Consider the following 22,487-nt stretch of genomic DNA (forward strand, 5'->3'; position numbering starts at 1 on the left):
GACCGTGCAGGGCGTCGCCCCTACGTCATCCCGAGCGAACGCTTCAGGAAGTCCACCTGGAGCAGCAGCAGATTCTCCGCGATCTGCTCCTGTGGCGTCATGTGCGTCACCCCGGTGAGCGGCAGCACCTCGTGGGGCCGCCCCGCGGACAGCAGCGCCGACGACAGCCGCAGCGTGTGCGTCATCACGACGTTGTCGTCCGCCAGACCGTGGATGACCATCATCGGCCGCGCGGGGCTCGCCGGTTGCGACAGCCCGTCGTCGGTGACCAGCGAGTTGGCCGCGTAGACCTCGGCCGCCGTCGCCGGATCGCCCAGATAGCGCTCCGTGTAGTGGGTGTCGTAGAGCCGCCAGTCGGTGACGGGCGCGCCCGCGATCGCCGCGTGGAAGACGTCGGGACGCCGCAGCGCGGCGAGCCCGGCGAGGTATCCGCCGTACGACCAGCCGCGGATGGCCACGCGCGACCGGTCCAGCGGGAACCGCTCGGCGAGCGCCTCCAGCGCCTCGATCTGGTCGTCCAGGGTGAGCGCCAGATTGTCCTTCACCGCCTTCTCCCAGCCGGGTGAGCGGCCCGGACTGCCCCGGCCGTCCGCGACGACCACGGCGAAGCCCTGATCGGCGAACCACTGTGACGTGAGGTACGGATTGTGCGCGGCCAGCACGCGCTGGCCATGGGGTCCGCCGTAGGGATCCAGCAGCACCGGAAGCGGACCGTCCGCCTCCCGGTACTCGGTGGGGAACAGAACGGCGCACGGAATTCGGTGTGCGCCCCCCTCCGTGAGTTGCACACGCGGGGTGAGGTGCGGCTGCTGCGCGTACGAGGTGACGACGGCGAGTTGCTTGCCCTCCCGCATCACGCGTACCACCGTTCCGCTGACGTCGGGCCGTGCCGACGCCATCACCATGACGCCGCCCGCGCGGACGGCCGTGTGCACTCCCACGCCCTCCGAGAGGCGTTCCGGCCCCCAGGGGGCGGGTTCCCCGGCCTCGTGGGCCTCGCCGCCGCCGCTGTCCCCGTAGGGGACCCGGTAGACGTGGATCTCGCCGGTCTCGGGCGACTCGGCGGCGGCGCCCGCCGCCGCAGACACCAGCACGTCCCGTTCGCCGATGTCGAGCACCGCGCGCAGTTGCAACTCCGGTCCGGTCAGGGCCCGGTCGCCGACGAACAGCACCCGCGCGCCGCCGTCCGCGCCCGTACCGTCCACGCCGCTGCGACTGTCCCGGCCGTCCTCGCCGTCCTCGCCGTCTGGGATGTCCACCACCCGTACCAGCTTGCCGCCGGGCGCCAAGGCCGGTACGCCGGAGACCAGTTCAAGCCAAGCCGGGTCCGTCTCCTCCCGCAGGAGCCGCGTCTCGCCGCTCGCCGTGTCGACCGACAGACAGCGCTGACCGCGCTGGTCCCGCGCCTGGACGAGCAGCAGCGGCTCGCCCGCCGACGACCAGTGGACGGCCGCGAGATACGGCGACCGGGCCCGGTCCCAGACCACCTCGGTACGCGAACCGTCGAGACCGATCAGGAAAAGCCGCACGTCAGCGTTGGGTGTGCCCGCCGAGGGATAGGCGATCGTCGACGGTTCGCGGTCCGGGTGCGCGGGGTCGGCGATCCACCAGCGCTGGACGTCCGCCCCGTCGACCCGCGCCACCAGCAGCCGGTCCGACTCCGGCGACCACCAGAATCCGCGTGAGCGGGCCATCTCCTCGGCTGCGATGAATTCAGCCAGACCGTAGGCGGTCTGTCCGTCCTCCGGAGCCGCCAGCACGCGGTCGCCGTCCCCCTCGGCGCCCGTCACCCGCAGCGTGCCCTCGGCCACGTACGCGATGTGCCGCCCGTCCGGCGACGGCCGCGGGTCGATCACCGGCCCCGGTACGGGCAGTTCACGCGCCGTCCCGGCGCGCAGCTCCGCGGTGAACAGCCGCCCGGACAGGGCGAAGGCCGCCAACTCGGCGGCGGCGTCGGTCGCGTAGCCCACGATGCCCCCGGATCCCTCACGGCTGCGCTCCCGGCGGGCGCGCTCCTCGGCCGAGAGTTCCTCGGGAGTGCCCGCCATCAGGGCTTCCGGGTCGGCGGCGATCCGCTCGCGCGCCGTACCCGATCCGTCGTCGAGATCGAGCACCCACAGACGGTTCGTGCGGTCCGTTCCCGAGGCGGACCGGAGGAAGACCACCCGCGAACCGTCGGGGGACACCGTGAAAGCGCGCGGAGCACCGAGCGTGAACCGCTGGGTCCTTGCGTACTGGCGAGGAAACGAGAGTTGTTGCCCTGAGGTCATACGACCGAACCTAGCGTCCGTCCCAGCCGTTCGTGCGCCCCCGTGTGCTGCCGTGCACCGATCGATGCGTTCCGCCGGATAGTTATGATCCATAGCGCCAAGTGGGTATGTACCCGCCGGCACATGCGTGTTGCTCGTCCCGATCGAATATCCGCCGAACATCTGTGGAGGTGAACCGCCGTGGCACTCTCGATTTCGGCGGTGGTGCTGCTGGCGATCGTTGTCTTCCTGTTGGTCCGGAAATCCGGACTGAAAGGCGGACACGCGTTGGTCTGCGTCTTACTCGGCTTCTATCTGGCCAGCTCCTCGGTGGCTCCCACCATCACCGAACTGACCAGCAACGTGGCGGGGATGATCGGCGACATCCAGTTCTAGGGGGTGTCTTCCCGGCCCCGCCCGTGCCCACGCGCGCCCGTCCCGCGGGCGTCCGCACGAGGGCTCGCCTCGTACGCTGTGCGCATGACCGATCTTCCCGAGCGTCGTCTGCTCCTGGTCCACGCGCACCCCGACGACGAGTCGATCAACAACGGCGCCACGATGGCCAGGTACGCGGCCGAGGGCGCCCGGGTCACCCTGGTGACCTGCACACTCGGTGAGGAGGGCGAGGTCGTCCCGCCCTCGCTCGCCCATCTGGCGCCCGGCGGTGAGCCGACGGGCGCCCTCAGCGCGCTCGGGGTCCACCGCGAGGGCGAACTCGCCGCCGCCATGCGGGAACTCGGCGTCACCGACCACCGGCTGCTCGGCGGCCGCGGGCGGTTCCGGGACTCCGGGATGATGGGCCTCCCGCAGAACGGCCGCGCGGACGCGTTCTGGGGCGCGGACGTGGACGCCGCCGCCGCGTACCTGGTCGAGGTGGTCCGCGCCGTACGGCCGCAGGTGCTGGTCACCTACGACCCGCGCGGTGGCTACGGACACCCCGACCACATCCAGGCCCACCGCGTGGCCACGCGCGCCGCCGAACTGGCCGCCGACGCCGGCTTTTGGCCCGCGCTGGGCGACCCGCACACGATCGCGAAGATCTACTGGAACCGGGTGGCGCGCTCGGCCGCCGAGGAGGGCTTCGCCCGACTGCGCGCCTTTGGGCCAAAGTTCGACGGTGTCGCGGACATCGAGGACACCCCCGGTGTGGTGGACGACGGTGAGATCACGGCGGAGATCGACGGGACGGCGTACGCGGCGCACAAGGCGGCGGCGATGCGCGCCCACGAGACCCAGATCGTGGTGGACGGCGCCTTCTTCGCGCTCTCCAACGGTCTCGGACAGCCGCTTTTCACCACGGAGTACTACCAGTTGGTGTCGGGCGGCTCCGGCGCGGACGCCGGAGTGCGTGAGACGGATCTCTTCGCCGGGGTGGGCGTGTGAGCGGGCGTGAGGGCGGGCGTGGAGGCGCGGGCCGCGCGCGCCGCCCGAAGGCTTCGTCCGGTGCGAACGAGACGGCAGGTGCGACTGCGGCGTCCGGTGCGAAAGGTGGCTCCCGTGCGGGTGCGACCCGCGCGGGCGCGGTGACTCGTGCGGGTGGTGTGACGGGCGGTGCCACCGGCGCGGGAGCGGCGGGGCGCGGCGAGCCCGGCGCATGGCTCGCGGCCCCACCGAGACCCGGCCGCATCGCCGCGTACGTCGGTCTGCTGATCCTCGGAGCGGTGGTCGGCACGGCGGGCGCCCTGGTCCAGGGCGGCCTGTTCCCCGGCGGTCTGATCCTCGCGCTGCTCGGCTCCGCGGGCCTCTTCTACGGAGGCCGGACCGCCACCGGCACCTCGCTCGGCGTCGGCGCCCCCGCCGCGGGCTGGCTGATCGCCGTCATCGGTCTGAGTCTCGGCCGCCCGGAGGGCGACGGTGTTTTCGCCGCGGGCCTGGGACCGGTCGTCTATCTGCTGGGCGGTGCGCTGGTGGCTGTGATGTGTGCCACCATGTCGCGGTCACCGCAGCCGGTCGCCGAGTCCGGCCGACTTGGAAAGTGACGAGCCCGTCCAGTACCCGTCGGCCCGAATTGACCCCCTCCGTACGGTCGGTGGAATAAACGCTTCCCCCGGTCGTCGGGTGTGGTCCGGCGCAGGACAGTATGGTGGTGCGCGCTCCGGGCCGTCCCCTGGCCTCCGGCTTGAGGGACCCACACAGTTGAGTACCAGTAAGAACGGGCGGCGGAGCCAACCCGGGAGAACTTGCTTTGAGTCGTGAAACTGACAGTTCGTCCTCCGGGCCCCAGGGGCGCGGCGGAGCCGCGTACCCCTCGGGGACACCGCCGTACGGATCCCGCCAGTATCCGTCGCTGCACCCTGAGCAGGACGCTCCGGAGGAGACAGCCGAGGCCCCGGCCCAGCCGGACGGGCCGAAGACCGAGACCACGCTGACCACGCGCATCCGGATCAACATCCCGGGTTCGCGGCCGATTCCGCCCGTCGTCATGCGTACGCCCATGAGCGACACCGACAGTGGTCCGTCCGGACAGGGCGGCCCCGCCGGTCCGCCGGAGCGGCCGGGCCGGGGGACGGACGACACGGGCGGCGCGCCGCTTTCCGGCGCCGGACCCGACACCGGCGCGCCCGACACGGAGGCGCCGGCGGCGGACAAACCCGCGACGAGCGACTGGTTCGCGCCGCGCAAGCCCCCGAGCGGGGGCACGCCCGGTGGCGCGATGGGCGCGGGCGCCGCCGCGACGGCCCCCGGACCCGCCACCGGCACCGGCGGGCGGTCCGATCTTCCGTACGGCTCCGACTCCGGACCGGACACCCGTGGCGGTGCGGGCACACCGCCTCCGCCGGCCCCGGGCGGCAACGCCTTCATGCCGCCGGGCAGCGGCGGCACCCCGGCGTTCGGCACCGGAGCGCCCGACGGGCCGACCTCGGGGCCCGCGAGCGGCACGTCGTCGCTCGCCTTCCTGGACCTGCCGCCGGGCGCCGATCTGGGCGCCTCCGCGGGACCGGCGGGCCGTGACGACCGGGACGACCGGGACGACCGCGGCGGACGGCCGCGCATGTCCGACGACACCGCCATACTGACCCCGCAGCAACCGGCCCCCGAGCCCGCCGGGCCCGGCCCGCACGTCTCCGGCGACACGCTCACCAGCGGTATCCCGGTGGTGCCCTCGGAGAGCCGCTCGCCGTTCCCGCCCGCCGGTTCCCAGACGGGCCCGGTGCCGCGCGCCGACCTGTCCGGGGGGCGGCTCCAGGACGGGCAACTGCCCGCGCCGCCCGGTCCGTCGGCCGGCGGCCCCATGTCGGCGGGGCCCTCGTCCCACGGCAGCGGCAACCCCGACTTCTCGTCGCCCGACTTCCCCGGCCCGCCGGGACCGTCGGCCGGCGCGCCCGCGGGCCCCTCCGGCCCGGCGCCGGCGCGGACGACGAGCCCGCCTCCCAAGAAGAAGGGCCGCTCCAAGCTGATGGGGGCCGGCGTGGGCATCGTCACGCTGGTCGCGATCGCCTACGGCGCCGGACTTCTCCTGAACCACTCCGACGTGCCGAAGGGCACCACCGTCCTCGGTGTGGACATCGGCGGCGGCACCCGTGACGACGCGGTGGACAAGCTCGACGCGGCCCTCGGCAAGCGCTCGACCACACCGCTCCAGCTCTCCGTCGGCGGCAAGAAGGAGGAGCTCGGGCCCGACAAGGCGGGGCTCAGCCTCGACAGCCAGGCGACGGTCCGCAGCGCCGCGGGCAGCGACTACAACCCGGTCTCCGTGATCGGCTCGCTCTTCGGTGGCGAACGGGTCACCGAGCCGGTGATCCCGGTCGACGAGGAGAAGCTGCGCGTCGCGCTGACCGATCTCGCGGGCGACTCGGGCTCGGCGTCGGACGGCACGATCAAGTTCGAGCCGGGCAAGGCCGTCCCCGTACCGGGCAAGACGGGCAAGGCGCTTGACGTCGAGCGCTCGATGATCTCGGTGAAGGACGCCTACCGCGCCCAGGTCGAGACGGGCGAGCCCAACAGCGTCGAACTGCCCATCGGCTCCCGCGAGCCGACGATCGACCAGGCCGAACTCGACCGTGCGATGAAGGACTTCGCGGAGCCCGCGATGTCCGGTCTGATCACGATAAAGGCGGGCGGCAGGCAGATCCAGTTCGGCCCCGACCGCTCGCTGCCGCAGATCCTCTCCATGAAGGCGATCGACGGCAGGCTGGTCGAGGTCTACGACCGGGGGGCGATCGAGGAGCTGCTGGACGGCGTCTTCGAGGGCCTCACGATCACCAAGGCCGACGGCAAGGAGCACCCGCTGTCGGCGGCGGACGTGGCGCAGGCGATGCAGAAGCCGCTGCTGGGCAAGACCCCGGCGGAACGCACCGCGGAGATCGATCTCGACCCGCAGGGCTGAGGCCTCGGGGCCGACCTCACGTCCCCGGGCGCCGGACGGGCCGCACGGCCCGTCCGGCGCTTCGGCGTCGACCGGCCGGCCCGCCGCCCGGTCCGCCGTCAGTTCAGCATCGCGCGGGCCGCCCGCGCCTTGTGGCGGATCATGTCCGCCGTCGACGGTTCCACCGCCGCCACCACCTCGGCGTACTCCTCCATCTCGGCGGCCCCCGCCAAGAACTCCCCGCGCCGCACCAGCAGTTGGGCGCGCTCGTAACGGAGCCGGGCCGGGTGGGACGGGAGCAGCAGGCTCAACTCGACACCCCACAGCGCGACGTCGCCGCGTTCCGGGCGCGTCGACGCCCACGCGCGGATGTTGTTCAGGATGCGCACCACGACGTGCAGCGGTTCGGCCGGACTCAGCATCGAGGGCTCCAGAGGGGCCCCTGTCGCCCCCGTGACCAGTGTCTCGGTGTCCTGCCGCGTCAGGAGCCTGCCGCCCGCGTACGGGTCGACCAGGACCTGCTGGTCGGGTTCCTCGGGCACGCCGAGGCCGACGACGAAGTGACCGGGCAGCGCCACCCCGTACACCGGCGCTCCCGCGCGGCGCGCGACCTCGGTCCACAGCACGGACAGCAGGATCGGCAGACCGCGCCTGCGGCGCAGCACCTCGTGCAGCAGCGAGGCCTCCAGGCGCCGGTACTCGCCCGGGGTGCCCCGGAACCCGAGGCGGGTGCCCAGCAGGTCCGCCAGCGCGGTGGCCCAGGCGCGCGGTCCCTCCAGACCGAACGGCAGCATCCCGGCCAGCCGGTCGAGTTCGATCTGCGCCGCGTCCAGTCCGGCCTCGTCGAGCGCGGAGTCCGCCTCCGTACCGATGAGGAGGCAGAGCAGCGCGACATCGGGCCGCTCGGCGCGGGCCTCGGCGGCGAACATGGTCCGCCGGTCGGTCGATGACGGTTCAGGTCCCATGGGCCGGTCCGTCGCTCCTCACGCGGCTCGGAAGTGGTGGTACAGGTGGTGCGTGGTGAATCCCATGCCGTCGTACAGCGCGCGGGCCGCGTCGTTGTCCGACTCGACCTGGAGCCAAGCGGCGGACGCGCCCTCGTCCAGCGCGCGCCGGGCGAGCGCGCGCATCACCGCGCTCGCCAGCCCCTGCCGCCGCCGCGCGGGGTCGACCTCGACGGCCATGAAGCCGGCCCAGCGCCCGTCGATCACACACCGGCCGATCGCCGCCGGTACGCCGTCGTCGCCGTCCACGGCCGCGAACCACACGGACGGACCGCTGCCGAGGACGCGCAGCACGTGCGGGCCCGGCTCCTCGAAGCGCTGGTAGCGGCGGAGCCACGCCTCGTCGCAGGCGCGCTCCAGCCGTACGGGCGGGGCGGACGCGGAGCCGGCCCCCGGCTCCGCGTCCGCCAGCGGCGCGAGCGCGCCGATCCGCATCTCGGCCGTCACCTCCCGCAGCCAGCCCCGCGCCTCCAGTTCGGCGCAGAGCAGCTCCTGCGTCCCCTCGGCGCCCGTGGCGGTCTGGATGTACGCCGGCAGGTCCCGGCGGCCGTACCAGCGCCGTACGTGCCCCAGGGCCTCGTCCAGGGGCATTCCCGGCTCACCCAGCGGCAGCGCCGAGTTGGCGCGCCGGGTGAATCCGGCGGACGCCCGCAGTTCCCACTCGCCGAGCGCCTCCCGCTCGACGGGCTGCCACGCCCGCGCCGCCACCCGGGTCAGCTCCCGGAACGACGCGGCGGGCCCCCGCCGCCTGGCCGGAGCGGCCGGTACGACCTTGCCCGCGACGAGCGAGGACTCCTGAATCCGGACGGTCTCACCGGTGCGGCGTGTGACGAGGACCACACCTTCGTCCCAGGATGTGAGAACACCGACCGTGTCGGTGAACTTCTCCGCGCCGTCGTCGGCGTCGGTCAAACGGCGGACCGATACACGTTTGCCCACGTCAGCGGGGGTGATACGGACCTCCAGCCGTGCCCCGGTTGTGAATTCCACAGCTCTGTGCGCCCCTCCTGTGCGGATCGTGCCCAGGAACGGAGATACTAGGTCCGGGCATCGACGACGCCGCGCTCCCGCGCGCCCGTGGACGGAGCCGCAGATGGCCCGCCGCGCCCTATCGAGGAGGAACGACAGCGTGACCTACGTCATCGCGCAGCCTTGTGTGGATCTCAAGGACAAGGCGTGCATCGAAGAGTGCCCGGTCGACTGCATCTACGAGGGCTCCCGGTCCTTGTACATCCATCCGGACGAATGCGTCGACTGTGGCGCCTGTGAGCCGGTCTGCCCGGTCGAGGCGATCTTCTACGAGGACGACACCCCGGAGGAGTGGAAGGACTACTACAAGGCGAACGTGGAGTTCTTCGACGAGCTCGGTTCCCCCGGTGGCGCCTCCAAGCTCGGACTGATCGAGCGTGACCACCCCGTCATCGCCGCACTGCCGCCGCAGCCCCAGAACGACTGACGGGCGCGGCTCCCGGTCCCGTACGGCACGCCGCCGTACGGGACCGCGGTGTTTTCCCCGGCGTACCGAAAAGTGAGCAGTGTCGAGAAAGTGAGCACCGTGTCCGCAGTCTCTTCGCGACTTCCGGTCTTCCCCTGGGACAAGCTCGAGCCCTACAAGGCGACAGCGGCGGCCCATCCGGACGGCATCGTGGACCTGTCCGTCGGGACCCCGGTCGATCCGGTCCCGGAGGTGATCCGGCGCGCCCTGGTCGCCGCGGCGAACTCGCCCGGCTACCCCACGGTGTGGGGAACGGCCGAGCTGCGCGACGCGCTGACTGGCTGGGTCGAACGGCGCCTCGGGGCGCGCGACGTCGCGCACACCAACGTCCTTCCGGTGGTCGGCTCCAAGGAACTGGTGGCCTGGCTGCCGACCCAGCTCGGTCTCGGTGCCGGTGACCGGGTCGCGTATCCCAAGCTCGCCTACCCGACGTACGAGGTGGGCGCGCGGCTGTGCGGCGCGGAGCCCGTCTCCTACGAAGACCCGACCGAACTCGACCCGGCGGGCCTGAAACTGCTCTGGCTCAACTCGCCGTCGAACCCGACGGGACGGGTCCTGGACAAGGCGGAGCTGACCCGGATCGTCGCCTGGGCCCGTGAGCACGGTGTGCTGCTGTTCAGTGACGAGTGCTATCTGGAACTCGGCTGGGAGGCCGAGCCCGTCTCCGTGCTCCACCCGGACGTCTGCGGCGGCTCGTACGAGGGCGTCGTGGCCGTCCACTCGCTCTCCAAGCGCTCCAACCTGGCCGGCTACCGCGCGGCCTTCCTCGCGGGCGACGCGGCCGTCCTGGGCGAACTGCTCCAGATCCGCAAGCACGGCGGCATGATGACGCCCGCGCCCGTGCAGGCGGCGACCGTCGCCGCGCTGGCCGACGACACGCACGTCGCGGAGCAGCGCGCGCGGTACGCGGCCCGGCGCACCGCCCTGCGCGGGGCCCTGGAGGGCCACGGCTTCCGGATCGAGCACAGCGAGGCGAGCCTGTATCTGTGGGCGACGCGCGACGAGCCGTGCTGGCGGACGGTGGCACACCTGGCGGAGCTGGGGATCCTGGTGGCGCCGGGGGACTTCTACGGACCCGCCGGCGACAGCTTCGTACGGGTGGCGCTCACGGCGACCGACGAGCGCGTGGAGGCCGCGGTCAAGCGGCTCGGCTGAGACCTCTGTCAAGAGGCCGGCGCGCGCCGGCCGCATACGTGGAATACGCGAAGGGGCCCGGGGAGTGCGCACTCGCCGGGCCCCTTCACATGCGCGTGCTTCCCGACCGGCTCGGATCAGCCGAGGGGCAGGGTGTTGACCGGGAGCTTGTCGGTGGGCAGACCGCCGCCGAGGGAGTCGGTCGGCAGACCGTTCTCGGAGACGGACGTCGCCGCGTCGCCGAGGGTCTCACCGGCGCCGCCGGCGGCCTCACCGGCCGCCCGCTGGGCGACGGGGGTCGCCTTCTCGGCGACGCCGCCGAGGGTTTTGCCGGCCGCCGGGACGGACGAGGCGACGGCCTCGCCGCCGGCCTCTCCCGCCAGGCCGGTCGCCTTCTGCGCGCCGCTGTCGAGGGTGCTGCCGAGCGCGGCGCCGTCCAGCTGGGAGACGCCGCCGAGGTCGGCGGCCTGCGGGAGGGCTACTGCGCCGGCGGAGCCGGCCGCACCGACCACGGGGGCTGCGCCCGCGGCGACAAGCAGCGCGGCGCGGGCGATCCGACGGGCCAGGGGGAGGGACATGATGCTCCTTCGACGGGTGAGGAAATTGTCGTGTCCAGTGAGCGGACGCACAGACAACCCCTCCAAGGGCACCGGAGGTTGCGGTGTACAAGAGTAAAGAATTGTTAATGCGTCGCATTATCGGCTACGGATAAAAACGGTCAAAGGATCCTCGGTCCGGAAACCTGGCGAACCGTCACTTCGCTTTTGTGGCAAGGGATTTGGTGTCCGACAAGGGAATCGCCCGCTACGGCCCCGAAATGCCGCCCCGATCCGCTGCGACTACCCCGTCCGGGCGACCTCGCCGTACTACTGCGCGATACGCATTCGAACGTCGTTGGCGGCGGATTTCTCCGGACCCGATTGGCCCTCGGTCTTCCGCCAGCCCTGGCCGGACTTCGCCGCGCTCCATACCCGGTTCCCGATCGAGACCTCGGCGATCCGCAGGTCGGCGGAGTGCGCGACCGCCCAGTGGGCGAATTCCCAGCCCCGTGCCCGGTCCGAGGCGCCGACCGGCACCTCGACCTCGACCGGCGCTTTCGCCTCCGCCTGTCCGTCCGCCTGCCGGTCCGTCTGTCCGCCCGCCTCGCCGCCCCCGGCGGCCCGGTCCGCGCCCGTGGCGCTCGGCAGCACCTCGGGCCCGAAGGCGCGCGACAGGGCGGCCCGGACCTTCGCCGGATCGCCCGGTTCGCCGTCGCCCGAGCCCGTACACGTGAGCGTCGCGGCCGAGCGGCCCGTGAGCGCGGCGGACAGCAGGGTGGCGTCCGGCTCGTGCTTCGCGTACGCCTGTGGGAAACCGCTGCGCTGGACGCGCTGCGCCGCCTCTGTGAGGGGCAGCCGCGAATAGCCGGGGACCTCGGCCAGCTCCGCGTAGAACTTCCCCGCCGAGTACACCGGGTCGAGGATCTGCTCGACCGTGCCCCAGCCCTTCGACGGACGCTGCTGGAAGAGGCCGACGGAGTCCCGGTCGCCGTAGTCGATGTTGCGCAGCGCCGACTCCTGGAGAGCGGTCGCCAGGGCGATCGTGACGGCGCGCTCGGGCATGCCCCGCGTGGTGCCGACCGCCGAGATCGTGGCGGCGTTCGCGGCCTGCTCCGGGCTCATCTCGTACGTGGGGACGTCGCCGTCGGACGACTCGGCGGCCCGCGCCGTGCAGCGCGGCGGGCCGCTGTCGCCGGAGACGTACCGCACCGCGACGTAGCCGGCCAGCGCGAGGAGCACGGTGAACGCGGCGGCGAGGCGGAAGAGTCGCCCGCGGCGGGGAGGGGAGGCGGTCTCGGACACGCAGACACCGTACCGGCACCACCGGCGGAGCAGGACCCGTCCGCCCGTCCCCTCCCGCACCCGGCGGACACGGGCCACGTCGTAGGGTCTGGCCATGCCCGAAACGAAGCCTGGAACCACGCTGGACCTCACGCTGGACGCCCCGGAGCTCACCGCCCGGCTCGTCGACATCCCGTCCGTCAGCGGCGACGAGGAGCCCTTCGCCGACGCCGTCGAGGAGGCGCTGCGCACCCTGCCGCATCTCACCGTCGAGCGCTACGGCAACAACGTCGTGGCGCGCACGGACCTCGGGCGGGCCGAGCGCGTCATCCTGGCCGGACACATCGACACCGTCCCGATCGCGGACAACGTGCCCTCCAGGCTCGACGAGAACGGCATCCTCTGGGGCTGCGGCACCACCGACATGAAGTCGGGCGTCGCCGTCCAGCTGCGTATCGCCGCGACCGTTCCCGCGCCCAACCGCGACCTCACCTTCGTCTTCTACGACAACGAGGAGGTCGCCGCCGACCTCAACGGTCTGGGACATGTGGCCGCCGCCCGCCCCGACCTGCTGGAGGCGGACTTCGCCGTCCTGCTCGAACCCTCCGACGCGCAGGTCGAGGGCGGCTGCCAGGGGACACTGCGGATCCACCTCCGTACGGAGGGCGAGCGGGCGCACTCGGCGCGCAGCTGGATGGGGTCCAACGCCATCCACGCCGCCGCGCCGATCCTGGCCCGCCTCGCCGCGTACGAGCCGCGCCGCCCGGTGATCGACGGACTGGAGTACCGGGAGGGACTGAACGCCGTGGCGATCGAGGGAGGCGTGGCGAGCAACGTCATCCCCGACGCGTGCACCGTGGTGGTCAACTACCGCTACGCGCCCGACCGCGGCGAGGAGGAGGCGGTGGCGCACGTACGCGCGGTGTTCGCCGACTGCGGAGTTGGGGAGTTCGTCGTGGACGACCACTCGGGCGCGGCCCTGCCCGGCCTCTCGCACCCCGCCGCCGCCGCCTTCATGGAGGCCGTGGGGGGTACCGCGCAGCCCAAGTTCGGCTGGACGGACGTCTCACGCTTCGGCGCGCTCGGGGTGCCCGCGGTCAACTACGGCCCGGGGGACGCGCTGTTCGCCCACAAGCGGGACGAGCACGTGGCCGTCGAGCGGATCACGCACTGCGAGAACCGGCTGCGGGAGTGGCTGACCTCATAAGAAGGCGTGGGGGTACCGCCGGCACACGGCCGGTTCGCGGTCGGCGGGGCGGGGGAGTCGGACCGACCGCCGGAATTTCGCCGTTTGTCACCTCCATGGATCTACGCTGGCCGGGAACTGGCACAGCAGCGGAGGGAGCAGTCCATGGGCAGTCCTGAGGAAGCACGGAAGCCGGACACGCAGCGACTCGGGCCGGTGCTGCGTCGCCGGGACCAGGTTCAGGCGGGCACCACCGACCAGCGGCTGCTGGACACCGAGGGCGACTCCGAGTGGGTGCACACCGATCCCTGGCGGGTCATGCGCATCCAGTCGGAGTTCGTGGAGGGCTTCGGCGCGCTCGCCGAACTGCCCGGCGCCATCAGCGTCTTCGGCTCGGCACGTACGCCCGTCGACTCACCGGACTACGACGCGGGCGTCCGGATCGGCCGGGCGCTGGTCGAGGCCGGTTTCGCGGTGATCACCGGCGGCGGCCCCGGCGCGATGGAAGCGGCGAACAAGGGCGCGCGGGATGCGAAGGGCATCTCCGTAGGACTCGGTATCGAGCTGCCCTTCGAGCAGGGGCTCAACCCGCACGTCGACATCGGTGTGAACTTCCGTTACTTCTTCGTCCGAAAAACGATGTTTGTTAAATATGCCCAAGGTTTCGTCGTTCTGCCCGGTGGCCTCGGCACGCTGGACGAGCTGTTCGAGGCGCTCACCCTGGTCCAGACGCGCAAGGTGACGCGCTTCCCGATCGTCCTGTTCGGTACGGCGTACTGGACCGGGCTCATCGACTGGCTGCGGAACACGGTCGTGGCGCAGGGCAAGGCGTCCGAGAAGGACCTGCTGCTGTTCCACGTCACGGACGACGTGGACGAGGCGGTGGCGCTGGTGACCAAGGAGACCGGCAACTAGCGGCGTCCGCGCGGTCATCGGGGTCAGGCGAGTCCCCGGCGGGCAACCGCCGGGGGCCGGTGGCCCGCGATGGACGCCACCATGTCCAGCACCTGCTTCGTCTCGGCCACCTCGTGCACGCGGTAGATCCGCGCGCCGAGCCACGCCGAGACGGCGGTCGTCGCGAGCGTGCCGATCACCCGCTCCTTCACCGGCCTGTCGAGGGTCTCGCCGACGAAGTCCTTGTTGGACAGCGAGACGAGCACCGGCCAGCCGGTCTCGGCCATCTCGCCCAGCCTGCGGGTCGCCTCCAGTGAGTGCCGGGTGTTCTTCCCGAAGTCGTGCCCCGGATCGATCATGATCGCGTCCCGGCGGACGCCCAGCTCCACGGCCCGCTCGGCCAGCCCGAGCGTCACCCGGAGAATGTCCGCGAGCACGTCGTCGTACGCGATCCGGTGCGGCCGGGTCCGGGGCTCGGCCCCGCCCGCGTGCGTGCAGACCAGGCCCGCGCCGTACCGGGCCGCGACCTCGGCCAGCGCCGGATCCACCCCGCCCCAGGCGTCGTTGAGCACATCGGCGCCCGCCTCGCAGACGGCCTCGCCGACCTCGTGCCGCCAGGTGTCGACGCTGATCACCACGTCCGGGTACCGCCTGCGGACCTCGGCGACGAAACCGACCGTGCGGCGCGCCTCCTCCTCCGCCGTCACCTCGTCGCCCGGCCCCGCCTTGACCCCGCCGATGTCGATGATGGCGGCGCCCTCGGACACCGCCTGCTCCACCCGGTCGAGCGCGGGCTGGTCGCGGAACGTCGCGCCCCGGTCGTAGAAGGAGTCCGGCGTCCGGTTGACGATGGCCATGATCACCGGCTCGTACGCGTCGAACTCCCGCCGTCCCAGCCGCAGTGTGCCGCTGCTCATCCCCTGGTCACCACCCGTCTCTGCCGCCCGTCCCGTCGCCGCCGACCCTAACTGTCACCGCCGCATGGCACGATCGGCACCGGACGTTTTCCTGCCCCGGGGAGAAGCACGTGTTCTTGTTCTTGCTCGTCGCGATGGTCGTGGTGGTCACCGCCGTCACCCTCGCGGTCGTCGGCGGCGGCGACCGCGAGGTGCTGCCCGAGTCCGCGCCCGAACAGCTCGTGGACCCGCTGCCCGCGACACGCCCGGTGGGCCGGGCCGACATCGAGGCCCTGCGGCTGCCCGTCGCGCCCCGCGGCTACCGGATGGCCGATGTGGACGAGGTGCTGGCCCGGCTCGGCGCCGAGCTGGCCGAGCGCGACTCCCGGATCGCCGAGCTGGAGTCCACCCTCGCGGGCGCCCAGGCGACGGCGGTGGCCCGGCCCGACCTCTTCAAGAACCCGGGCGTGGAGGACCAGCGGTGAGCGACGGCGGCGCGGTGGCGGGACCGGACGGCGAGCTGCGCTGTCCCTGGGGCCTGTCGACCGAGGACTACATCACCTACCACGACGAGGAGTGGGGCCGCCCCGTCCACGGCGACGACGCCCTCTTCGAGCGGCTGTGCCTGGAGGCGTTCCAGTCCGGCCTCTCCTGGATCACGATCCTGCGCCGCCGCGAGGGCTTCCGCCGGGCCTTCGCCGGATTCCACATCCCGGCGGTCGCCGCGTTCACCGACGAGGACGCCGCCCGGCTGCTGACCGACGAGGGCATCATCCGCAACCGCGCCAAGATCGACGCCACGCTCGCCAACGCGCGCGAGCTCGCCGGCTGGTCCGCCGGCGAGCTGGACGCGCTCATCTGGTCCCACGCCCCCGATCCGGCCACCCGCCCGGTGCCGAAGACGATCGGGGACGTCCCGGCGGTCACCGACGAATCGACCGCGCTGGCCAAGGCGCTCAAGAAGCGCGGCATCCGGTTCGTCGGCCCCACGACGGCGTACGCCCTGATGCAGGCATGCGGCCTGGTCGACGACCACCTGGCCGAATGCCTGGTCCGTCGGCAGCTCGACGAGGGCTGAGGCGGGGCAGGCGCGTCAGCGGCCCACGTAGCGGGGCTTCTCCTTGGCGAGGAAGGACTGGACCGCGATGCCGTGGTCCTGCGACGCGCCCGCCCGGTTCTGGAGTTCGCCCTCCTTCTCCAGCGTCTCGGCCAGCGAGTGGCCGGCGCCGTACGCCAGGGACTCCTTCAGCGCCGCGTACGCCAGCGTGGGGCCCTCCGCGAGGGTGCGCGCGACCGCCGCCGCCTCGGCCGCGAGATCGGCCGCGGGCACCAGCTTGTTGACGATCCCCAGCTCAAGCGCCCGCTCCGCCGTTATCGAGCGCGGGAACATCAGCAGATCGGCCGCCCTGCTCTGCCCGATCAGACGGGGCAGCGTCCACGACACGCCGGAGTCGGCCGTCAGTGCCACACCCGCGAAAGAGGTGTTGAAGGAGGCCGTGTCGGCGACGACCCGGTAGTCGCAGGCGAGCGCGAAGCCGAGCCCCGCCCCCGCCGCGACGCCGTTGACCCCGGCGACGACCGGCTTCGGCATCTCGGTCAGTGCCCGCACGATGGGGTTGTAGTGCTCCCGCACGGTGCTCATGGTCCCGCCGCTGCCGTCGGTCGCGTCGGCCGCCAGCAGGGAGACGTGCTCCTTCAGGTCCTGTCCCACGCAGAAGGCCCGCCCGGTGGCGGTGAGGAGGACGGCCCGCACGGCGGGGTCGTCGGCGGCGGTACGCAGCGCGTCCCGCAGGGCGACCTTGGTCGCGACGTTCAACGCGTTCATGGCGTCCGGCCGGTTGATCGTGACGGTCGCGAGCCCGTCGCCCACCTCGTACAGCACCGTGTCGGCCATGATCGGATCTCCTCTGCGAAGCTGACTGCCTGTCCGCTGTCCTGTCCGGCCCCAGCATGGCGGAGATCGCCGCAGGCCGGCATGTGACCTGCGTCAAACATGCAACAGCCGCGCAGCCGTGAACGGCGGCGAAGTATCGCGGGCGGATCGCCGAATTGAGTCGTTTTGAGAGAGCGCGTTGCGCAAGCGATGCCGTCCGATGTTGGTCATCGGGTCCCGCCATGCGGGATAATGGCCTGGAAGCAATGTGTTCGATGCCGGTGACACAGCGCCTGTCATGGGGCCGCCGGCTGCGATGAGCTGGTTTCAGGAAGGGGAACGAGCATGGCGGCCATGAAGCCGCGGACGGGCGACGGCCCGCTCGAGGTGACCAAGGAGGGGCGGGGCATCGTCATGCGCGTTCCGCTCGAAGGCGGCGGTCGGCTGGTCGTCGAGCTGACCCCCGACGAGGCGGATGCGCTGGGCGACGCCCTGAAGAAGGTCGTCGGCTGACGCGGACAGAACGCGCATTCTCATGCCGCCCCGTCACGGAGCCACCTCCGTGACGGGGCGGCTTCATGCCTCGGTCCATGCCGTCGGTTGATGTCGTTCCCCGGCCCCTCAGCGCCGTACGGCGCAGAGCAGCCCGTCGCCCACCGGCAGCAGTGACGGCAGCAGCTCGTCCTGCATCTCCCGCACGGTGCGCAGCAGCTCGCGCAGCCGCAGCACCTCGTGCGGCTGGGCCGCCGAATCGACCGTCCGGCCGTCGGCGAAGACGCCCTCGAAGCACACCAGCCCGCCGGGTCGCAGCAGGCGCAACGATTCAGCGAGATAGTCGAGGCATTCGAGCCGGTCCCCGTCGCAGAACACGAGGTCGTACCCGCCGTCGGCGAGCCGGGGGAGCACGTCGCGGGCCCGGCCGGGAATGAAGCGCGCGCGATTGTTAGTGAAGCCGGCCGCGCGGAACGCCTCACGGGCGAACTGCTGCCGCTCGGGCTCCGTGTCGACCGTGGTCAGTACGCCGTCGGGCCGCATTCCGTTCAGGAGGTAGATCCCGGAGACCCCGGTACCCGTGCCGATCTCCGCGACCGCCTTGGCGTCCGCCGTGGCGGCAAGCAGACGAAGCGCGGCACCCGTGCCCGGTGACACCGAGCGGAGCCCCATGTCCCGGGCCCTGTCGCGGGCCCAGCGCAGTGCCTCGTCCTCGGCGACAAAAGCGTCGGCGAACGCCCAGCTTGTCTGCCGGTTGGCGGTAATGACCCTCTCCTGTCCCCGTAGTTGGCGCACCGGTGACTGTATCCGCTGGACTCGGGAACCCGCTGATGGGACCGGGCGTTATGAAGGGGCGGGGGAACACATGGATGAAGACCTGGGACCAGGCGCAAATTCAGGCAAAGATTCTTATCCGGAGCTAACGGGCGAGGTAGCTATGGTAGGTGCTCCGCTGGACACCACCAGAGTCGATAGGGGAGGTGCGGCTGCGCCTGCGGATCGGGGAGGAGCGTTCAAGCGCTTTCTCAGGTCGGCCGGTGAGCCGAAATCCGTGACCAACTTCGCTGACCGTTCTCGCTCGACCGACTCCGCAGTTACGGCGACCTTCGCATCGGATGCGGAATCGCAGGCGTGGACGCCTCCCAGCTGGGAGGAGATCGTCAGCACGCACAGCGCCCGCGTGTACCGCCTGGCCTACCGTCTCACGGGCAACCAGCACGACGCCGAGGATCTGACCCAGGAAGTCTTCGTCCGGGTCTTCAGATCTCTGTCGACGTACACCCCCGGCACCTTCGAGGGCTGGCTGCACCGCATCACCACCAATCTGTTCCTGGACATGGTCCGCCGCAAGCAGCGGATCCGTTTCGACGCGCTCGGTGACGACGCGGCGGAGCGCCTGCCCAGCCGTGAGCCCTCACCGCAGCAGGTCTTCCACGACACCCACTTCGACGCGGATGTGCAGCAGGCGCTGGACACCCTCGCTCCCGAATTCCGTGCCGCGGTCGTCCTGTGCGACATCGAAGGTCTGTCGTACGAGGAGATCGCCGCGACACTCGGCGTGAAGCTCGGCACGGTGCGCAGCCGGATCCACCGCGGCCGCTCGCACCTGCGCAAGGCCCTCCAGCACCGTTCTCCCGAGGCTCGGGCCGAGCAGCGGACGTTCGCGAGTGTGGCCGGGGAGGGCGGACTCGCGTGAGTGGCACAGGACCGACCCCCGCCGAGCAGCACCTGGGGGACCGGCTCGCCGCCCTGGTGGACGGGGAGCTCGGTCACGACGCCCGGGAGCGTGTGCTGGCGCACCTCGCGACCTGCGCCAAGTGCAAGGCGGAGGCCGACGCCCAGCGCAGGCTGAAGAACGCGTTCGCGCAGTCGGCGCCGCCGCCGCTGTCCGAGGGGTTCCTCGCCCGGCTCCAGGGTCTGCCGGGCGGATCGTCCGAGCGGGACGAGGACGGGGCCCCCGGCCCCTTCGACGGATCGGCTCTCGGCGGCGGTGTCTTCGGCGGCCGGAGCGACGCTTTCGGCTACGACCCGACCGGTGCCCACGCGTCCCCCCTGCGCGGCGGCTCCGGCGCGGGTTTCAGGATCCACGAGGTGGGGCGCTCGGAGGCCGAGCGCTCACCGTGGCGCGGCCGGAGGTTCGCCTTCGCCGCCGCGAGCGCGGTGTCGTTCGCCGCGATGGCGCTGGGCGGCGCGCTGCCCATGGGCGCCACGGCCGACACGGCAGCACGCGGACCCGGCGGCAACACCATCACACCGCTGACCAGGGCCACCACACCGCCCGGCAGCGGTACGCGGGGCAGGCAGGGCGGCGAGCAGGGGGCCATCCTCCCGCAGTCGGTCGACAGCGCGCCCGTGCTCGCTCCCGGCACGATGCGGGCGCCGTTCACTCCCCACCCGTTCCAGTCGGCGGTTCTCAATCACTTCCCGGCGGCGCCGTTGATACGTCCCACGGGCACGGCGTTCCAGCTGGCGGCGAACCCCGGACTGACCACACCCACGGCCACGCCGGACCCCACCCACCTCGCCGCGCCCACGCAGTCCGGCGTGCCGCTTTCGCGGCCTCGGTGACGGGGTCCCTGCGCGGCCATTCGTAAACCTGGTTGAATCCCTGCACGGGTGCCCTTGTCGGGGCACGGACGAGGCAGGTGCGGGGAGAGCATGGACGACGGGAAGCCCACCGGACCCAAGGCGAAGTGGTGGAGCCGCCCGGCATCGGGACGCGCGATACCACAGGAGCCCGACGTACCGGAGCGCCGGAGCACGGAGGAGACGACGGAACTGTCACCGGTCACCGATGAGGTCCCCCGGAGTTCCGGCGGCGCGTCCGTCCCCGAACCGGCCGGCGGCGACCGGACCCACGGTGAACCGGTCGACGGCGTCGTCCCGGAGCGGGCGTCCGAGCCGCACCGGGATTCCGAGGACCATCTGCTCGCCCCGCCCGAGCGCGCTCCCGCGGCCGCGGTGAGCGCCCCAGCGGAGACGCCGGCCCGGCCGCAGCCGCTGCACGAGCCCGACCCGTACAGCACACCGCCCTACGGCGGTCCCGGACCGTGGGCGCCCGCGCCGCCGGTCCAGCGACCGGTGCCCACCCCGGCGCAGGGCACGCCCATCCCGCCGCAGCACTACACCGGGCCGACCGGCCCGGCAGCCCCCGGTCAGCCGCAGCCCCACCACACGTCCGGGTACGGCGTGCCGCCCCAGGGCGCCCAGCAGCCGATGCCGGGGCCCGTGCCGACGCCCGGGACGCAGACCCACCCCCAGCCCCTCGCGCACCCGCAGCCGCAGTCCCAGCAGCTTCCGCCGCCCCAGGGCCGGCATCCGCAGCCCTCCCAGTGGCTCCAGTACGACCCCTGGAGCGCTCCCGGGCAGCAGCCGCTGTCGTACCCCGACCTCGGCGATGCCCGGAAGAAGAAGCGCGCGGGCGTCGGGCTCGTCGGCGCCCTGGCACTCGCGCTCTGCGCCGCCGTCATCGGCGGCGGCGTCGGCGCGTACGTCGAGCGCAACGGCGGCCTCAGCAGCGTCGAACTGCCCCAGGCGGGCACCGACGGCGGCGGCCGCCCGGCCGACAGCGTCGCCGGGATCGCCTCCAGCGCCCTGCCGAGCGTCGTCACCCTCCATGTCAGCGGCGGCGGCGAGCAGGGCACCGGCACCGGATTCGTCCTGGACCGCAAGGGCCACATCCTGACGAACAACCACGTCGTCGACCCGGCCGGCGAGAACGGCGACATCTCGATCACCTTCAGCGGTGGCGAGACGGCCAAGGCGAAGCTCGTCGGCAAGGACAGCGGCTACGACCTGGCCGTGGTGAAGGTCACCGGAGTCTCCGGGCTCAAGCCGCTGCCGCTCGGCAACTCCGACAACGTCCAGGTCGGCGACCCGGTCGTGGCCATCGGCGCGCCCTTCGACCTCCAGAACACCGTCACGGCGGGCATCATCAGCGCCAAGGAGCGCCCGATCACGGCCGGCGGCGAGAAGGGCGACGGCAGCGACATCAGCTACGTCGACGCCCTCCAGACCGACGCGCCGATCAACCCCGGCAACTCCGGTGGCCCGCTGGTGAATTCGAAGGCACAGGTCATCGGCATCAACAGCGCGATCCGCGGTGCGGACGGCGGCGGTACGCCGGACGGCGCCCAGGCCGGTTCCATCGGGCTCGGTTTCGCCATACCGATCAACCAGGGCAGGCGCGTCGCCGAGGAGCTGATCAACACGGGCAAGGCGTCACACCCCGTGATCGGCGTCACGCTCGACATGGAGTACACGGGCGACGGTGCCAAGGTCGGCGCCAAGAGCGCCGAGGGCGGACCGGCGGTGGAGGAAGGCGGACCGGCAGCGAAGGCGGGCATCAGGACCGGCGACATCATCACCGAGGTCGACGGCCAGCGGGTGCACAGCGGCGAGGAGCTGATCGTGAAGATCCGTTCGCACCGCCCCGGTGACGAGCTGGACCTCACCCTGACCCGCGGAGGTAAAGAGCAGACCATGACTCTGGTCCTCGGAAGCGCGGAGGGCAGGTGAGTGCCGAATGAAGGTACCGTCCGGCCAGGTCCGCCGGGTACCGTGGAGCGGCCCGGGCCTTGACCCACCACAGGCCGGGCCGGCGAGGTCCCGTCTGCGGGCACGGAGAACACGAGGAGCAGCAAGGTGTTCAATGACATAGGCGCGCTTGAGCTGGTGACGCTCGTGATCCTCGCCGTGCTCGTCTTCGGCCCGGACAAGCTGCCCAAGGTCATTCAGGACGTGTCCCGCTTCATCCGCAAGGTGCGCGAGTTCTCCGACAACGCGAAGGAGGACATCCGTTCCGAGCTGGGACCGGAGTTCAAGGACTTCGACTTCGAGGACCTCAACCCCAAGAAGTTCGTGCGCAAGCAGTTGTCGGAGCACGAGGACGACCTGGGGCTGAAGGACATCCGCAGCAGCTTCAACCTCAAGAAGGAAATCAACGACGTCGCCGACTCGGTCCACGGCAGGGACGCCGACACCGCCGGGACCGCGGCCGCCCCGACGAGCCTGACGAAGAGCCCGTCCGGCACCTCTGACCTGCTCAAGAAGCAGGAGAAGCCCCAGCAGGCCGATCGTCCGCCTTTCGACGCAGACGCCACCTGAGGCCCACCCTGCCCGGCGAGCCGGTAACGGGT

23 protein-coding genes are annotated in these 22,487 nt (G+C 72.1%); 15 read left to right on the plus strand and 8 right to left on the minus strand.

Annotation, left to right across the window (positions count from 1 at the left end; all coding sequences use genetic code 11):
• Positions 1-20: 20 nt before the first annotated feature.
• A complete protein-coding gene (locus SSPS47_RS22500; RefSeq protein ID WP_164252627.1) occupies positions 21-2,270 on the minus strand; it encodes a prolyl oligopeptidase family serine peptidase in 2,250 nt (749 codons plus the stop codon).
• A gap of 180 nt (positions 2,271-2,450) precedes the next feature.
• Between SSPS47_RS22500 and SSPS47_RS22505 the strand changes: the two genes are divergently transcribed.
• The 4 genes from SSPS47_RS22505 to SSPS47_RS22525 all read left to right on the plus strand — a co-directional run bounded on the left by SSPS47_RS22505 (position 2,451) and on the right by SSPS47_RS22525 (position 6,576).
• A complete protein-coding gene (locus tag SSPS47_RS22505) occupies positions 2,451-2,645 on the plus strand; it encodes a hypothetical protein (protein WP_147874013.1) in 195 nt (64 codons plus the stop codon).
• Between the two features lie 84 nt (positions 2,646-2,729).
• The gene (gene mshB / locus SSPS47_RS22510; RefSeq protein ID WP_164252628.1) at positions 2,730-3,632 is read left to right on the plus strand and encodes an N-acetyl-1-D-myo-inositol-2-amino-2-deoxy-alpha-D-glucopyranoside deacetylase; all 903 of its coding nucleotides are present in this window, start codon (positions 2,730-2,732) and stop codon (positions 3,630-3,632) included.
• 158 nt (positions 3,633-3,790) lie between these two features.
• Entirely contained in the window at positions 3,791-4,228 is a 438-nt protein-coding gene (locus SSPS47_RS22515) for a DUF6113 family protein (RefSeq protein ID WP_164254866.1), read from the plus strand.
• A 206-nt stretch (positions 4,229-4,434) separates the two neighbouring features.
• Positions 4,435-6,576: a hypothetical protein gene (locus SSPS47_RS22525; RefSeq protein ID WP_203557898.1), complete on the plus strand. Its 2,142-nt coding sequence runs from the start codon at positions 4,435-4,437 to the stop codon at positions 6,574-6,576.
• 98 nt (positions 6,577-6,674) lie between these two features.
• Here the strand turns inward: SSPS47_RS22525 and SSPS47_RS22530 are convergent, their stop codons facing one another.
• On the minus strand, positions 6,675-7,520 hold the full coding sequence (locus SSPS47_RS22530; RefSeq protein WP_147874010.1) for a transglutaminase-like domain-containing protein: 846 nt from the start codon (positions 7,518-7,520) through the stop codon (positions 6,675-6,677).
• Between the two features lie 18 nt (positions 7,521-7,538).
• Positions 7,539-8,549 carry a GNAT family N-acetyltransferase gene (locus SSPS47_RS22535; RefSeq protein ID WP_164252630.1) on the minus strand — a complete coding sequence of 337 codons (1,011 nt, stop codon included), beginning with the start codon at positions 8,547-8,549 and terminating at the stop codon, positions 7,539-7,541.
• Positions 8,550-8,688: 139 nt separating this feature from the next.
• Between SSPS47_RS22535 and fdxA the strand changes: the two genes are divergently transcribed.
• Both fdxA and SSPS47_RS22545 read left to right on the plus strand, forming a co-directional pair.
• Positions 8,689-9,015 carry a ferredoxin gene (gene fdxA / locus SSPS47_RS22540; RefSeq protein WP_078075238.1) on the plus strand — a complete coding sequence of 109 codons (327 nt, stop codon included), beginning with the start codon at positions 8,689-8,691 and terminating at the stop codon, positions 9,013-9,015.
• Between the two features lie 99 nt (positions 9,016-9,114).
• A complete protein-coding gene (locus SSPS47_RS22545) occupies positions 9,115-10,209 on the plus strand; it encodes a bifunctional succinyldiaminopimelate transaminase/glutamate-prephenate aminotransferase (RefSeq protein ID WP_164252631.1) in 1,095 nt (364 codons plus the stop codon).
• 116 nt (positions 10,210-10,325) lie between these two features.
• Here SSPS47_RS22545 and SSPS47_RS22550 read toward each other — a convergent pair whose 3' ends face one another.
• The gene (locus tag SSPS47_RS22550; protein ID WP_164252632.1) at positions 10,326-10,766 is read right to left on the minus strand and encodes an ATP-binding protein; all 441 of its coding nucleotides are present in this window, start codon (positions 10,764-10,766) and stop codon (positions 10,326-10,328) included.
• A gap of 288 nt (positions 10,767-11,054) precedes the next feature.
• The gene (locus tag SSPS47_RS22555; protein WP_164252633.1) at positions 11,055-12,029 is read right to left on the minus strand and encodes a hypothetical protein; all 975 of its coding nucleotides are present in this window, start codon (positions 12,027-12,029) and stop codon (positions 11,055-11,057) included.
• Between the two features lie 94 nt (positions 12,030-12,123).
• On the opposite strand from SSPS47_RS22555, the gene dapE reads away from it, so the two are divergent.
• Both dapE and SSPS47_RS22565 read left to right on the plus strand, forming a co-directional pair.
• Positions 12,124-13,215 carry a succinyl-diaminopimelate desuccinylase gene (gene dapE / locus SSPS47_RS22560; RefSeq protein ID WP_164252634.1) on the plus strand — a complete coding sequence of 364 codons (1,092 nt, stop codon included), beginning with the start codon at positions 12,124-12,126 and terminating at the stop codon, positions 13,213-13,215.
• A 144-nt stretch (positions 13,216-13,359) separates the two neighbouring features.
• Entirely contained in the window at positions 13,360-14,109 is a 750-nt protein-coding gene (locus SSPS47_RS22565) for a TIGR00730 family Rossman fold protein (protein WP_164252635.1), read from the plus strand.
• Positions 14,110-14,132: 23 nt separating this feature from the next.
• Here SSPS47_RS22565 and folP read toward each other — a convergent pair whose 3' ends face one another.
• On the minus strand, positions 14,133-15,005 hold the full coding sequence (gene folP, locus SSPS47_RS22570; protein ID WP_164252636.1) for a dihydropteroate synthase: 873 nt from the start codon (positions 15,003-15,005) through the stop codon (positions 14,133-14,135).
• Between the two features lie 110 nt (positions 15,006-15,115).
• Here folP and SSPS47_RS22575 point away from each other — a divergent pair, with 110 nt between their 5' ends.
• Both SSPS47_RS22575 and SSPS47_RS22580 read left to right on the plus strand, forming a co-directional pair.
• Positions 15,116-15,469 (plus strand): DivIVA domain-containing protein, encoded by a 354-nt coding sequence (locus tag SSPS47_RS22575; protein ID WP_164252637.1) that lies wholly within the window; start codon positions 15,116-15,118, stop codon positions 15,467-15,469.
• On the plus strand, positions 15,466-16,062 hold the full coding sequence (locus tag SSPS47_RS22580) for a DNA-3-methyladenine glycosylase I (protein WP_164252638.1): 597 nt from the start codon (positions 15,466-15,468) through the stop codon (positions 16,060-16,062). The genes SSPS47_RS22575 and SSPS47_RS22580 overlap by 4 nt, the downstream gene beginning before the upstream one ends.
• A 15-nt stretch (positions 16,063-16,077) precedes the next feature.
• Here the strand turns inward: SSPS47_RS22580 and SSPS47_RS22585 are convergent, their stop codons facing one another.
• Positions 16,078-16,878, minus strand: a complete 801-nt coding sequence (locus SSPS47_RS22585) for an enoyl-CoA hydratase-related protein (RefSeq protein WP_164252639.1) — start codon at positions 16,876-16,878, stop codon at positions 16,078-16,080.
• Between the two features lie 324 nt (positions 16,879-17,202).
• Between SSPS47_RS22585 and SSPS47_RS22590 the strand changes: the two genes are divergently transcribed.
• Positions 17,203-17,370 carry a DUF3117 domain-containing protein gene (locus tag SSPS47_RS22590; RefSeq protein ID WP_003966491.1) on the plus strand — a complete coding sequence of 56 codons (168 nt, stop codon included), beginning with the start codon at positions 17,203-17,205 and terminating at the stop codon, positions 17,368-17,370.
• Between the two features lie 108 nt (positions 17,371-17,478).
• Here the strand turns inward: SSPS47_RS22590 and SSPS47_RS22595 are convergent, their stop codons facing one another.
• Complete coding sequence (locus SSPS47_RS22595) at positions 17,479-18,144, minus strand: class I SAM-dependent methyltransferase (RefSeq protein WP_078075229.1); 666 nt, start codon at positions 18,142-18,144, stop codon at positions 17,479-17,481.
• Between the two features lie 142 nt (positions 18,145-18,286).
• Here SSPS47_RS22595 and sigE point away from each other — a divergent pair, with 142 nt between their 5' ends.
• The 4 genes from sigE (at position 18,287) to SSPS47_RS22615 (ending at position 22,455) form a co-directional block, all read left to right on the plus strand.
• Positions 18,287-19,045, plus strand: a complete 759-nt coding sequence (sigE, locus tag SSPS47_RS22600) for an RNA polymerase sigma factor SigE (RefSeq protein WP_187280064.1) — start codon at positions 18,287-18,289, stop codon at positions 19,043-19,045.
• On the plus strand, positions 19,042-19,917 hold the full coding sequence (locus tag SSPS47_RS22605) for a zf-HC2 domain-containing protein (RefSeq protein WP_164252640.1): 876 nt from the start codon (positions 19,042-19,044) through the stop codon (positions 19,915-19,917). Before sigE ends, SSPS47_RS22605 begins: the two co-directional genes overlap by 4 nt.
• Positions 19,918-20,007: 90 nt before the next feature.
• Positions 20,008-21,867 carry a trypsin-like peptidase domain-containing protein gene (locus SSPS47_RS22610; RefSeq protein WP_164252641.1) on the plus strand — a complete coding sequence of 620 codons (1,860 nt, stop codon included), beginning with the start codon at positions 20,008-20,010 and terminating at the stop codon, positions 21,865-21,867.
• Positions 21,868-21,993: 126 nt separating this feature from the next.
• The gene (locus SSPS47_RS22615; RefSeq protein WP_164252642.1) at positions 21,994-22,455 is read left to right on the plus strand and encodes a sec-independent translocase; all 462 of its coding nucleotides are present in this window, start codon (positions 21,994-21,996) and stop codon (positions 22,453-22,455) included.
• Positions 22,456-22,487 lie beyond the last annotated feature (32 nt).

Source organism: Streptomyces sp. S4.7 (assembly GCF_010384365.1).
In the GTDB taxonomy this organism is placed as follows: domain Bacteria; phylum Actinomycetota; class Actinomycetes; order Streptomycetales; family Streptomycetaceae; genus Streptomyces.